Below are 12,760 nucleotides of genomic sequence, written 5' to 3' on the forward strand. Positions count from 1 at the left end.
GGCCGAGCGGCGATTCATCCCCACCCGCGTGGAGCAACCTGCCAAATTGCTCTGCATCCCCTGAACCCGCGGCGCGAGGGGGTTTGACGCCGCGCGCAGGAGTGCCCGAGAGCGGCGCCTATCCGGGGACTCGCGCCGCCGCGTAGAACACGGGCATAAACACGAACCGCTCGCCGCGGGCGATGGCGGCTTCCTCGCGCGCCCGCACGGCGCGGCGTTCGTCCTCGCTCACGAATTCGCGCGTGATGCGGTTCAGGGTCGCCCATTCGCCGTCCAGCGAGTCGCGGATTGCCTCGCTCGTCCACGGCGTGGACAAGCACCCCACCTCGGCATCCAGCCCCTGCTCGGCGCACAGGGCGCGCAGTTTGCGCCCCACGAACGGGTCCGCCCCCTCGCGCCGGAGCGCCTCAATGTGCCAGGCGGCGTGGGGCAAGTCGGGGTAGTCCAGGCGCGCGCCGTAATCGGGCTCGGCGCAGAGGAGCACCCAGCCGCCTGGGCGGGCCACGCGCACCATCTCGGCCAGAGCCTGGTGCGGGTCGCGCAGCCACATGAGCACGAAGTGGCACAGGACGACGTCAAAGGCGGCGTGGGCAAACGGCAGGCGATGCGCGTCGCCCAGCAGGTAGTCGGCGTGCGGCCCTTCGCGGCGGCGCAGGAATTCGGGGTTGATGTCCAGCCCCACGACGCGCCCCCGCGTGCGGGCCGCCATCTCCTCGGTGATGACACCCGTGCCGCAGCCCACGTCTAGCACGCGGCGGGCGCGCAACAGGTCGGCGCGGCGGTACAGGTAGTTTCGCGCCGCGCGCGTCCATTCGGCCTGCCGCCGGAAGTGCTCGGCCCATTCGTCGGGCGTCAGGGCTGGCTGCATGGCATGCGCCCCCAAGAAGCCAACAGCAGTCAGCAATCAGCGGTTAGCCTTTCGCCATTCTGCCGGCTGACCGCTGCCTTACACCGCGTTGGATTGCGTGTCCAGGCAGCGGTAGGCGTGCTCCTCCACGTATAGCGGACAGCCCCCGCCGCACAAATCCAGGTCTGGGCAGTCCTTGCACTTCTCCTGAATCCAGGTGCGGTCGCGCAGGCAGCGGGCCGTCTCGCTGTTCCAGATGGAGTCCCAGTCATCCTTCAGGATGTTGCCCATCGGCTTGTAGTAACTCTGGCAGGGGATGACGTCGCCGTTGGGTTCCACGCACATGTTGAATTCGGCGGCGGTGCACGTCTTGATGCCCAGTTCCAGTTTGATGGGGTCCAGTTCGCAGTACTGCGTCGGCGTGTACCAGATGAGGCGCATCTGGTTGCGGGCGGCGGCCGCCTTGACGCGCAGGACGATGTCCTGCAACTCGGCCTCGGTGAACCCCGTGCCCACCACCTTGCCCCTGCCCGAGTAGATCATGCCGTTGCACGCAAAGGTGCGGATGCCCAGTTCGGCCAGGAAGTCAATCGTGTCCTCAATCGTCGGCACGTTGTCGCGGGTAAGGGTGGTGTTGGTGATGACGTACACGTCGGCGGCGACGGCATTGGCGATGCCCGCGACCGTCTCGGCCCACGCGCCCGAGCACCCCACCATCTTGTTGTGGATGGCCTCGTCGTGGGATTCCAGGGTGATCTGGATGTGGTCCAGGCCGGCGTCCAGCAGGCTTTGCAGATACGCCTTGTCGGCCAGTTTGCGGCCGTTGGTCAGGAGGCCCGTTACCAGGCCCACATCTTCCGCGTACTGGATGAGTTCGGCCAGGTCGCTGCGCAGGGTGGCCTCGCCGCCGGTGAAGGCCACGTGGGGGATGCCGAGGTCCCACAGGTGGTCAATCACCCGCTTCCACGCCTCGGTGGGCATCTCCGGGAAGTTGCGGTCGCGGGCCACGTAGCAGTGGGGGCAGTCGTCGTTGCACCGATAGGTGAGCGCCAGGTCCATGCGGTAGGGGGCCGAGACCGGCGTCTTGAACGGGTCTATCCGCTCCACGTCCAGGTACGTGATGGGGCACACGTCGTCGGTGCGGGTCATGGTGAGAATCGTATCGCGCAGGCTCTCGTAGTCCTTGCGCGCCTGCTCCTTGCTCACGCGGTAGCGGCGCGTGATCTCGCGCACGGCCTCGTCCGAGGATTTGTCCTGCAGGATGAGGCGGGCGTACTCCGTGGCTGTCTGGTTGAGATGGAGCACCTTGGCGGCGTTGATGACCAGGATGCCCCGGCCGTCGTCTTCCACGCGTAGATGGAGACGGAACCGCTCTTCTTGTCCTGCGGGCGACCGATAGTGGTAGATGCCTTTCTGGAGCGGCTTTTCGGGCGTGAACCAGTTGCGAATGGTGTCCAGCAAACCCATGCTAACGACCTCCTCCCGCGCACGCGCAGGCGCAGCCCGCACACGCACACGCGCAGGCGCACGCGCACCCGCCGCTGCCACCGCTCCGCCAGCGTCCGCTGCTGCTGGTTTTAGGCGGCGGGGGCGGCGGGTTGGTGATGGACGAGATACTTCCCGTGAAGCGTTCCACGCTGGAGACGACGCGGTTGGACAGGCTTTCCACGCCCGACACGATGGTGTTGGCGAAGGCGGCGCCCGGAAGCGTGGGCATGGTGGGAGCGCGCCCCGCGTCGCCGGTGGTTGTCTTGGGGGCCGATACCGTCTGCCCGTCGCCGCGCGAAGCGGTGCTGGTGCTGGTGGCCCAGGGGCGGTAGTAGCCCCACCACCGCGGCAGGAGCACCGGCTCGTCGCCGAAGGTGCGGCCGACGCGCTTGTTCCAGTCCTCGTCCAGCATCGTCCACTCCAGCCCTTCGTCCAGGCGCTGCGCCTTGACTTCGGGTGTTTCGGCGGCTTCCACCTGCTGCCAGGCGCGGCTCACCAGGTCCTTGTAGTAGGCCACCGAATCCTTGCGGCTGAACCCCTTCATCTTCTCGTTCACCGCCTTGACCAGACCCACCATCATCTGCCGAAGTTTCTTCTCGTCCAGTTGATTGTCCTCAATGCAGGCGATGAACTCCTTCTCGTAATCGCGCAGGTCCTCCGGCGCGGGCTCGTTCGCCTGCAGGCGTAGCGGGTCGTCGGACAGCACCGTAACCGCACCCTTCTTCAGCAGGCCGAACAGGATCATGGTCAGGACGCGGTTGAGGGGCGCTTCCAGGAGAATGGCCGCTTCCACCGCCGTCAGCCCGCGCTTCACGCCCGCGCCTTCCACGCCCACCGTGGGGGGCAGGTACTTCATCTTGCGCGCGTTGGCGCTGCGGATGCTAACGACGATGAAGGCGATGAACCCGAGGATGCCCAGGATTACGCAGAAAGGCCCGCTGCACAGGATGTCGGTGATGTCGGTCCCGCCTGCCGCCGGAGGGAGAGGCTCCGGGGTAACCTTCAGTTCTATGCCGCTCTTGAGGTACTTCTTCGGGAACGACACGCCCACCTTGTACGGTCGGCTGGGCGAGGCATCGGGAAATATCCAGGCGTAGGTTACCCGATTGTCCACGATGGCCGCGTCGGTGAACTTCGTGTCGTGGTAACGCGACTCCTCGCTGGTTACACCCTCGGGGAAGTGCACCACGATCTCCAGGTGCATCGTGCCGTGGGCGTTGGCGCTGTCGTACCAGTGGGGGATGAACTCCATGCTGGCGTAGTCGGGGTCCGACGTGTCCTGGAACACCATGTTGCGCACCCGCGCCAGGACGTGGAGCGTTCCCGTCCCGCCTGGCGGGATGGTGAATTTGCCCATGTGGACCTCAATCCCCGGCTTCACGTATTCCGAGTGGCGGATGTCGGAGATGGCGACCCCGCCCACGTCGGCTTTGACCTCGGCCAGGCTGTAGTCGTAGTTGGGCAGGCCGATGTCCACGATGTCTATGGGATGCGAGCCTGGGTCGGCGGTGAAGGTGATGTTGTAGTCAATCCAGATGGAACCGTCGTCGTTGATGTACACGTGCACGAGGCGCTCGTTGACCTGGAAGCGATAGTCCTGGGCCGCAGCAGGCGCGGCGACGAGGACTGCTGCCAGGATGACGAGCGCGAATCGGGCGAGCCATTTGAGGCCTGTTCGCATAGGGTCAACCTCCAGAATCAGCCGCCGGGGTCGGCTACCACTTCGGTTCTTCCACCATTTGGTACGTTGTGCCGCAGTAAGGGCACGAGATGACGATGGCACCTTCGGCCAGTTTGATGCTGTCCTTGTCCAGAAGCGCGCCGCAGTTCTTGCACTTCAGGCGCTCCATGGCGATGTCGCCGGACACGTCTATCTTCTGGATGATCTCCTGTTTCGGCTTGGGTTCGCGCATCTTGATGGCGATGATGATGACCACGCCGATGCCGATGAGGACGGCCGCGATGATGGCCCGGGCGACGAGCCTGTCGTAAGAGGCGGCGATGAGGAACAGCACGCCGAACAGGATGGCGATTCCCGCGAAGATGTAGCCGATAATCTTGCCAGCGGACATGTCCTGCCTCCTTGTGGCGGGATTCGGTACCGTGATTTGCATTATAGCGTAGGAGTGCCTGGCTGGCAAAGCCGCGAGGCGTCGTTCCCTCTCCCGCCGGGAGAGGGCTAGAGTGAGGGGCGTTTGGATCGCGAAGGACACGAAAGGGCGCGAAAACCGCGTGCGCGTGTGCCCGCGCGGGGCTGAACCCCCGCGCTGACGGAACAAAGCCCCTTCGGGGCTGGGCCAGCCCGCGCGAGGCGTCGTTCCCTCTCCCGCCGGGAGAGGGCTAGGGTGAGGGGCGTTTGGATCGCGAAGGACACGAAAGGGAAAGGGCGCGAAAACCGCGTGCGCGTGTGCCCGCGCGGGGCTGAACCCCCGCGCTACAGGTGCAAAGCCCCTTCGGGGCTGGGCCAGCCCGCAGGGCTTCGCCCCTTCAGCCCGATGCTTCAGCGTCGGGCGTGGGGCACACCTCACCCCCAGCCTTCGGCTTCCCCCTCTCCGCTGGCGGTTCAGGGGCGGACAGGGGTGAGGTCAGCCTACCCGCGCGCTAACCCCCCGCGCTACGTAGGCGGAGCCCCCTGCGGGGCCATTACATTCGTGCCGATTCGTGGGATTCGTGGATGACGCCAGCCCGCACCGCCATTTCGGCCCGTGGCCCACCTGTGGTAAAATCCCTCACGGCGTCCCCGACGGGGCGCGCGGATTGGCGGAAAATTGCAGATTCCAGGCGAGGTGAATCGTCTATGAGAATTGCCATCATCGGCGGCGGACTCACAGGGATGAGCGCCGCGCACCAATTGGCGAAGGCCGGTCATACGTGCACGCTGTACGAACGCGACGAGTCGCTCGGCGGGCTGGCCGGCTCCTTCCGCGTCAACGGCGCGTATCTGGAGAAGTTCTACCACCACCTGTTCACCAGCGACCGGACGATGGTGCGGCTCATTGAGGATTTGGGGCTTGGCGGCGACCTGGTTTGGAACCCCACCGTTACCAGCACCTGGTACGTGAACCGCATCTTCCGCCTGGCCACGCCCCTGGACGTGATCCGCTTCAAACCGTTGAGCCTGGTCAATCGGCTGCGGCTCGGGTCCCTGGCCATCATCCCGCGCTTTGTCCGCGATTGGCGAAAACTGGAAGAGATCACCGCCAAGGAATGGCTCATCAAGTGGGGCGGGCGGCAGGTGTACGAGGTGGTCTGGTATCCCCTCCTGCGCAACAAGTTCGGGACCTACGCCGACGAGGTGGCCGCTGTCTGGTTCTGGAACAAACTGAAACTGCGCGGGGGGTCGCGCGGCAAAGGCCAGGCGGAGCACCTGGGCTACCTGGTCGGCGGGTTCGGGCGCGCCATTGAGGCCTTTGAGGCGCGGCTGCGGGGCCTGGGCGTGGACATCCGCCTGTCGTCGCCGGTGGAGCGCGTGGTGATTGAGAGCGGCCGCGCCACAGGCGTCGTGTCCAACGGGCGGCGCGAGGATTTTGACCTAGTCCTGGCAACGACCGCGCCCGAAATCCTGCTCCACATGGCCCCCGGCCTGCCCCAGGAGTACCGCGAGCGCCTCGCCCGCATCAAGTACCTGGCCAACGCCTGCCTCATCATGAAACTGAAGCGGAGCCTCTCCACCACCTACTGGCTCAACATCAACGACCCGAACATCCCCTTCGTCGCCGTGGTGGAGCACACCAACATGCAGCGCCCCGACGAGTACGGCGGGCATCACCTGGCCTACGTGTCGCGCTACATGGACCCGAACGACCCCTTCTACGCCATGTCGGCCGAAGAACTGTTCCAAGCGTACCTACCGCACCTGCGCACCGTCTTCCCGGAGTTCTCGCCCGACTGGGTGGAGGCCCTCTACGCCTGGCGCGAACGCTACACGCAGCCCGTGGTGGGTCTGCACTACTCGCAGATACGCCCGCCGTTCCGCACGCCGGCCCAGGGGCTATGGCTGTGCTGCATGGCGCAGATTTACCCCGAGGACCGGGGGATGAACTACGCGGTGGCCTACGGCGAGAAGGTCGCCGCCGAGATTCTGGAGTCGGGCGGCGCGTAGGCGAAGCGGATTGCCGCCTGCGGTGTTGTGCCTATTGGCAAGGCGGACAGCCGCAGGCGGGTTTGGCCCTGCGGCCGCGGAGTGCTACAATACGCCGGAGGCCGTCGGGCGTCGCATGCCGGCGCCGGTGCTCCTGCCCGCCTTCGCGAGCACAATCTCACCACCAGGAGGCAACCGATGTCTAGCCATCAACTGCGTGTGGAGCCGGTCCGAACCCCCAGGCAACTCAAGCAATTTGTGGATTTTCCCTATCATTTGTACCGCAACGACCCCTATTGGGTCCCGCCCCTGCGCATGGACCGCAAGGCCATGTTTGACCGCGAGAAGTTCCCCTTCTACGAGCACGCGGATGTGGAACTGTTCCTGGCGCTGCGCGGCGACGAACCCGTGGGCACCATCACGGCGCATATCAATCATATCCACAACCAGTTCCACGGCGAGAAGACCGGCTTCTTCGGCTTCTTTGAGTGCATTGAGGACTACGAGGTGGCCGAGGCGCTTCTCAACGCCGCCGCCGACTGGGTGCGGGCGCGCGGTATGGACGTCCTGCGAGGCCCCATGAACTTCTCCACCAACGAGGAGTGCGGGCTTCTGGTGGATGGGTTTGATTCCAGCCCTGTCGCCCTGATGACGTACAACCCGCCCTACTACGCCGAGTTCATTGAGCGGGCAGGGTTCACCAAGGCGCAGGACCTGTACGCCTACTGGCTGGACACCGACGAGGTGGTGAGCAAAGACGGCGTCGTGCGCAACGAGAAACTGGCGCGGGTGGTGGAGAAGGTGCGCGCCCGCTCGCGCATCGTCGTGCGCAAGATCAACCTGAAGGACTTTGACAACGAGGTGGAGCGCATCAAGAAGGTGTACAACTCCGCATGGGAGAAGAACTGGGGGTTCGTCCCCATGACCGACGCGGAGTTTGACCACTTGGCGGAAAACCTGAAGATGGTGATAGACCCCAACCTGGTGCTCATCGCCGAGATAGACGGGGAGCCGGTGGGGTTTTCCCTCACGCTGCCCGACATCAACCAGGCTCTGAAGGGAACCGGCGGCAGGCTGATTCCGGCGCTGGTGCGGCTGCTGTGGTACAAGATGTTCAAGAAGTTCACCATCTGCCGCGTGTTCGCCATGGGCGTTGTGGAGCAGCACCGCATGAAGGGCATCTCGGCGCTGTTCTACTACGACACGGCCATCAACGCCGCGCCGCGCGGCTACGCCCACGCGGAGATGTCGTGGATTCTGGAGAGCAACCTGATGATGAATCGCGACATCCAGTTCATGGGCGGCAGGGTGTACAAGACGTATCGCATCTACGACAAGCCGCTCCGCTAGAGACCCCCAAGGGTCGCGGAGACTCTTGGGGTCTTTCCCATTCGCGTGGATTGCGTCATTCGCGGCTACAGCACGTAGGGCGGCTTTCCATAGCCGCCGAGGGCGGGGGCAGGTATGGGAACCTGCCCTACGCTCTATTTCCCATTCGCGCAGGTCGTTCGTCATTATCCCGCACCCGCCCATTCGCCAAAATCGCCGCTTTGCGTATAATCGCGTCTCGTGCATGGCACGAGTTTGAGATGATGAGGTATTCTGAAAACATCCATGGGTGAACGGTTATCGTTGCATGACTTGCTAGACGATTTGCGCGACGGGCGCATAGACGACGAGGACATCCCCGCCGTCCTGCGATGCTTCGCCGACGGCTTCCTGCTGGAGGCCGGTGAGGACATAGAGAATCTCGTATTGCACGACTCGCCCGAGGTGCGGGCGGCCGCCGTGGAGGTGCTGGCCCTGCGCTGGCGCATCGCCGACTACCGCCCACTGTGCGAGTACGTTCTGCGCTACGACGCGAAGCCCAACGTCAGGGCTATGGCGGCGCGGGGGCTTGGCGCGATTCTGGCGCGCACCCGCGACAAGGGAGCCTTGCGCCAGTTGCTGGAGACGCTGCGCGACACCGAGGAAGACCGCATCGTGCGCTACGCGGCCTACGCGGCGGCGCTTGAGGTCATCGGGGCTGTCCCTATCGGCGGCTACAAAGAGCGGTTCAACCTCCGCCGCGACGTGGACTGGCGACTGGTCAACGACCTGCTCGCCGAGAGCGGCGAGGTGTTGCGGTGCTTGCGCTGCGGCGCGCCCCTGATCCGCCCCGGCGACGGCCCGGCCTGGTGCCTGGACTGCACCGTGGAGGTCATGGAGTTGAGCCGCGCCACCGCCGACAGCAGGGAAAGCCCGCTGCTGGGCCGGGACTAGGCCGCGCCTCGCCCGCAAGGGGCGCGCACTCCGACGATCATGGAACAGCACCCGCCATCCATCCGGTACGCGGAACTCCAGGGCGCGCTGCTGAAGTGGGCCGCCGACCACCTGCGCCCGCTCCCCTGGCGCACCACCCCGCGCGACCCGTACCGCGTGTGGATCTCCGAGGTGATGCTCCAGCAGACGCGGGTGGAAACGGTGGTGCCCTACTTTGAGCGGTGGGTGCAGAGATTCCCCAACGTTCAGGCGCTGGCGCAGGCGTCATTGGACGACGTGCTCAAGGCATGGGAGGGGCTGGGCTACTACGCGCGGGCGCGCCATCTGCACGCGGCAGCGCAGCGGATTGTGGCCGCGCACGGGGGCCAAGTGCCCAGCGACGCCGAGGCGCTGCGGCGGCTCCCGGGCGTGGGACGCTACACCGCAGGCGCTATCCTGAGTATCGCCTTTGGCCGCGACGAGCCGGCGCTGGATGGCAACATCCGCCGCGTGTTGAGCCGCGCCTTCGCCGTGGCCGAACCCAGCCGCGCCCGACTGGATGCAACCCTGTGGCATCGGGCGCGGGCGCTGCTGCCAGCCGGCCGAGCCGGCGCGTTCAACGAGGCGCTCATGGAACTGGGCGCCACGGTCTGCACGCCCCGCAACCCCCTGTGTACGCAATGCCCGTGGGCGTTCGCCTGCGCGGCCTTCGCCACGGGCCAGCAGGCGCTGTTCCCCAATCGCCCCACGCGCAAGCAGACCCCCCACTACGACGTTACCGCCGCCGTCATCTGGCGCGAGCCTGGGATCTTCCTCATCGCCCAACGCAACGCCGAGGGGCTGCTGGGCGGACTGTGGGAGTTCCCCGGCGGCAAGGTGGAACCCGGCGAGTCGCTGGAAGACTGCCTGCGCCGCGAGATTCTGGAGGAACTCGGAGTCCGAATCCGCGTCGGCGAGCGGCTCACGGTGGTCAGGCACGCCTACAGCCACTTCCGCATCACGCTGCACGCCTTCCACGCATGGATGGAGGATGGCGAACCCGAACCCCGCGCCATCGGCTGCGCGGCGTGGCGGTGGATACGGTTGGACGAGGCGGAATCGCTGGCGTTCTCGGCGGCCGACCTGCGCATCCTGGACGCACTGCGGGCCGAATCGCAAGCGGGCGGCCCGCGCTAGGCGCTACCGGGCCAGCAGGCGCTCGTACAGCGCCACGACGCGCTCCACCATTCGCTCGGCGGTGAACTCGGCCTGCACCCGCGCGCGGCCTCGCGCTCCCATCTCCTGTCGCAGCGCGGCGTCGGCGATGAGGCGATTGCAGGCATCGGCCAGGGCGTCGGGATCGCGCGGCGGCACCACCAGGCCCGTCTCGCCGTGCCGATTGACGTAGGACGTGCCCGTGCCCAACTCGGTGCAGATGACCGGCCGCGCCGACGCCATCGCCTCCAACTGCACCAGGCCGTAGGCCTCCGACCGCTCGGAAGCGGGCAACACGAACACGTCGCAGGCCTGATAGTAGGCCGGCAAGTCCTCATCCGACACATCGCCCGCGAATACCACCCTGTCGGCCACGCCCACCTCGTGCGCCAGTTGCCGCCAGGCCGCTTCCATGGGGCCGGTGCCCACCACCAGGAGCGTGGCCGGAATTCGCGGCATCGCCCGAATGAGCCAGTCCAGTCCCTTGTAGTACCGCAGCCGCCCCACAAAGAGCAGCAGCGGCTCGCCGTACCGGGCGCGGATTTCGCGGGCCGCGGGCGACTCGCGCAGGAACGGCGTCGCGTCTATGCCCAGCGGGATGACCTCTACTTTCTGGCGCAGGCGGCTGAGGTACGGCGACGACTCCACATAGTTGGGCGTGCTGGCGATGAGGCAATCGGCGTGCCGAAGCACCTGCCACAGCACGGGGCGATAGAGCCGCAGCCAGCCCTTCTGCCGCACCACGTCGGACTGATAGGAGATGACGGTGCGCGCCGCGCGCCCCACGAGGAGATTCGCCACCTCCCCCACCGGATATGGGAATTGGAGATGCACGATGTCGGGTCGCAGGCGGCGCAGCCAGACGAACAGCATCGCGCTGATGGGGGTGGACGCCACCGTGGCCAGGCGCGCCGCCCGAATCAGCCGCACCCCGTTGAGGCTCACCTGCTCTGTCCGGCGGGTGCGGCTCGTAACCAGCACCGTAACGTCCAACCCCATCGCCGCCTGGCGCTCGGCCAACAATCGCACGTGATTCTCAATCCCGCCGACCACGGGGAAGTAGTCCTTGTACACGTGGAGCACGCGAATCGGGACGCTCACAGAGCCACCTCCTGGTACACGGCCATTGTGGCGCGCGCGGCCTTGTCCCACGAGAACTCGCCGGCCCGCGCAAGGCTGCGCAACCGCATCGCCGCCAGCGTCGCTGCATCGTTCAGCAGGCCCGCCAGCGCCTCGGCCCACGCCTCCACGTCCAGCGGCGGGAGCAGAGGCCCCGCGTCGCCGACCACCTCGGGGAGACTCGCCGCGTTGGACGAGACGACCGGCGCGCCGCACGCCATGGCCTCCAGCACAGGCAGGCCGAACCCCTCGTACAGCGAAGGGAACGCGAACAGCGCCGCGCCGGTGTACAGCGCGGGGAGGTCCGCCTCAGGCACATCGCCCAGGAACCGCACGCGGCCTTCCAGCCCCAGCGCCGCGACCCGCTGACGCGCCTGGGGGTAGCGCGGGTCCTCGCGGCCCGCCAGGACGAGCGTGGCCTGCAGCTTGGCCCTGGCCCACGCTTCCACCAGCGTCTCCACATTCTTGTGCGGCTTGTTGATGCCCACGTAGAGCACGTAGGGGCCATCTAGCCCGTACTTCCGACGCACCCGCTCCACGGCCTCGGCGGGCTGGGGGTGGAACTGCGGGTCGGCGCCTTCATAGATAACGGTGCTCTTACCCTCGGGCACGCCGAAGTAGCGCGCCACATCGCGCTGGGCCGACCTGGACGGGAGGATGACACGGGCCGCGCTCGCCAGCGCCAGGTGAGACAACAGGCGGAAGAGCACGCGCGCCCGCGCCGACGGGAGCGAAGACGGACAGACGAGGCCGATCACGTCGTGGTACGTGAGCACCGACGGCACCGGCAGGCGGAATGGCTTGATGTAGTAGGGCGAGTGGAGCAGCGAGACCCGCATGTCGGCGACTATGCGCGGGAGCGCCGTCTGCTCGCGCAGCGAGAACGTGCCCACGTCGCAGGGCGCCAGCCGAACCCCCGACGGCGCGCCGAGGGCCGACAGATCGTAGCGGGTGTTGACCAGGCGCGGGTTGGTGATGACGAGCCACTCGGCGCCCTGGCCCAGCGCGGCCAGCGCGCGCACCAGGTTGTAGGTGTAGCGCCCGATGCCCGGAAAGTGATCCTGGATGTACCGGCCGTCTATGGCGACGCGCATCTCTCCGCTCCAGCGGGCTGAAGTCTAGTCGGATTGCCCCGCCGTGTCAATCGCGGCGGGCGCGCGCAAGGGGCGGAACCCTCATGCCCAAAACAAAGGCCCTACCTCCGTAGAGATAGGGCCTGTGTCTCGGCGATGGGCCGTTCGGGGTTATTCCTCTTCCCGCTCCTTGATGGCTTCGTTCAAGTCCAGCAGCAGGGCGTCCACGTCAATTCCGTGGGCGATGGCACCCTGCTCCAGGTTCTCAAAACGGGCCACCGCGCAGCCAAAGCACATCAGACCGTGCTTCAGGAAAACCGGAACGGTCTGGGGATACTCCTGAACGATCCGACCGATAGGCATGTCCTTTGTGAGCGTCACCGCATTCCTCCTTGAATTGCTATCCAGCCTACGGCGATATTATACGCCAAAGCGCGCCCATAGCAAATCGGGTGGGGGAAGCGCCCAGGGCAGGTTTCCATACCTGCCGCCTGCCCCCGGCGGCTATGGAAAGCCGCCCTATGAACTCGGATTCACCGCGAGCGCGCAGAGACCGCAGAGGTTTGCCTTGGAATCTCCGCGTACTCGGCGCTCTCCGCGGTGAGAAAACGGGTGCGATCCGAAAGGGCGTCGCACTTTGCACCGACTCAAGATAGAACCGAGCCGGGGAAGCCGCGGCTACTTGCCCAGGCGCTTGCGGAGGGCGGCGCGCATGGC

Annotated in this window: 11 protein-coding genes; 4 read left to right on the forward strand and 7 right to left on the reverse strand. The window is 66.4% G+C overall.

Features of this window, described 5'->3' with window-relative positions:
• Positions 1–118 precede the first annotated feature (118 nt).
• From H5T65_12095 to H5T65_12110, 4 genes are all read right to left on the reverse strand, one after another.
• Positions 119–868 carry a methyltransferase domain-containing protein gene (locus tag H5T65_12095; protein MBC7259976.1) on the reverse strand — a complete coding sequence of 250 codons (750 nt, stop codon included), beginning with the start codon at positions 866–868 and terminating at the stop codon, positions 119–121.
• A 78-nt stretch (positions 869–946) separates the two neighbouring features.
• Positions 947–2,314: a radical SAM protein gene (locus H5T65_12100; protein MBC7259977.1), complete on the reverse strand. Its 1,368-nt coding sequence runs from the start codon at positions 2,312–2,314 to the stop codon at positions 947–949.
• Position 2,315: 1 nt separating this feature from the next.
• Positions 2,316–4,016: a hypothetical protein gene (locus tag H5T65_12105; GenBank protein MBC7259978.1), complete on the reverse strand. Its 1,701-nt coding sequence runs from the start codon at positions 4,014–4,016 to the stop codon at positions 2,316–2,318.
• Between the two features lie 34 nt (positions 4,017–4,050).
• On the reverse strand, positions 4,051–4,407 hold the full coding sequence (locus H5T65_12110; protein ID MBC7259979.1) for a hypothetical protein: 357 nt from the start codon (positions 4,405–4,407) through the stop codon (positions 4,051–4,053).
• Positions 4,408–5,132: 725 nt separating this feature from the next.
• Here H5T65_12110 and H5T65_12115 point away from each other — a divergent pair.
• From H5T65_12115 to mutY, 4 genes are all read left to right on the forward strand, one after another.
• Positions 5,133–6,437, forward strand: coding sequence for an NAD(P)/FAD-dependent oxidoreductase (locus H5T65_12115; protein ID MBC7259980.1), 1,305 nt, complete (start codon positions 5,133–5,135; stop codon positions 6,435–6,437).
• 177 nt (positions 6,438–6,614) lie between these two features.
• Complete coding sequence (locus tag H5T65_12120; protein MBC7259981.1) at positions 6,615–7,766, forward strand: N-acetyltransferase; 1,152 nt, start codon at positions 6,615–6,617, stop codon at positions 7,764–7,766.
• A gap of 264 nt (positions 7,767–8,030) precedes the next feature.
• On the forward strand, positions 8,031–8,678 hold the full coding sequence (locus tag H5T65_12125; GenBank protein ID MBC7259982.1) for a HEAT repeat domain-containing protein: 648 nt from the start codon (positions 8,031–8,033) through the stop codon (positions 8,676–8,678).
• Between the two features lie 39 nt (positions 8,679–8,717).
• Entirely contained in the window at positions 8,718–9,833 is a 1,116-nt protein-coding gene (gene mutY / locus H5T65_12130) for an A/G-specific adenine glycosylase (GenBank protein MBC7259983.1), read from the forward strand.
• 3 nt (positions 9,834–9,836) lie between these two features.
• On the opposite strand, the gene H5T65_12135 is transcribed toward mutY, so the two are convergent.
• The 3 genes from H5T65_12135 to H5T65_12145 all read right to left on the reverse strand — a co-directional run bounded on the left by H5T65_12135 (position 9,837) and on the right by H5T65_12145 (position 12,406).
• Positions 9,837–10,940 (reverse strand): glycosyltransferase, encoded by a 1,104-nt coding sequence (locus tag H5T65_12135; GenBank protein MBC7259984.1) that lies wholly within the window; start codon positions 10,938–10,940, stop codon positions 9,837–9,839.
• An 8-nt stretch (positions 10,941–10,948) separates the two neighbouring features.
• Positions 10,949–12,064, reverse strand: coding sequence for a glycosyltransferase family 4 protein (locus tag H5T65_12140; protein ID MBC7259985.1), 1,116 nt, complete (start codon positions 12,062–12,064; stop codon positions 10,949–10,951).
• A 150-nt stretch (positions 12,065–12,214) separates the two neighbouring features.
• Positions 12,215–12,406: a DUF1858 domain-containing protein gene (locus H5T65_12145; GenBank protein ID MBC7259986.1), complete on the reverse strand. Its 192-nt coding sequence runs from the start codon at positions 12,404–12,406 to the stop codon at positions 12,215–12,217.
• Between the last annotated feature and the right edge of the window lie 354 nt (positions 12,407–12,760).

The organism is Chloroflexota bacterium (assembly GCA_014360805.1).
Classification (GTDB): domain Bacteria; phylum Chloroflexota; class Anaerolineae; order DTLA01; family DTLA01; genus DTLA01.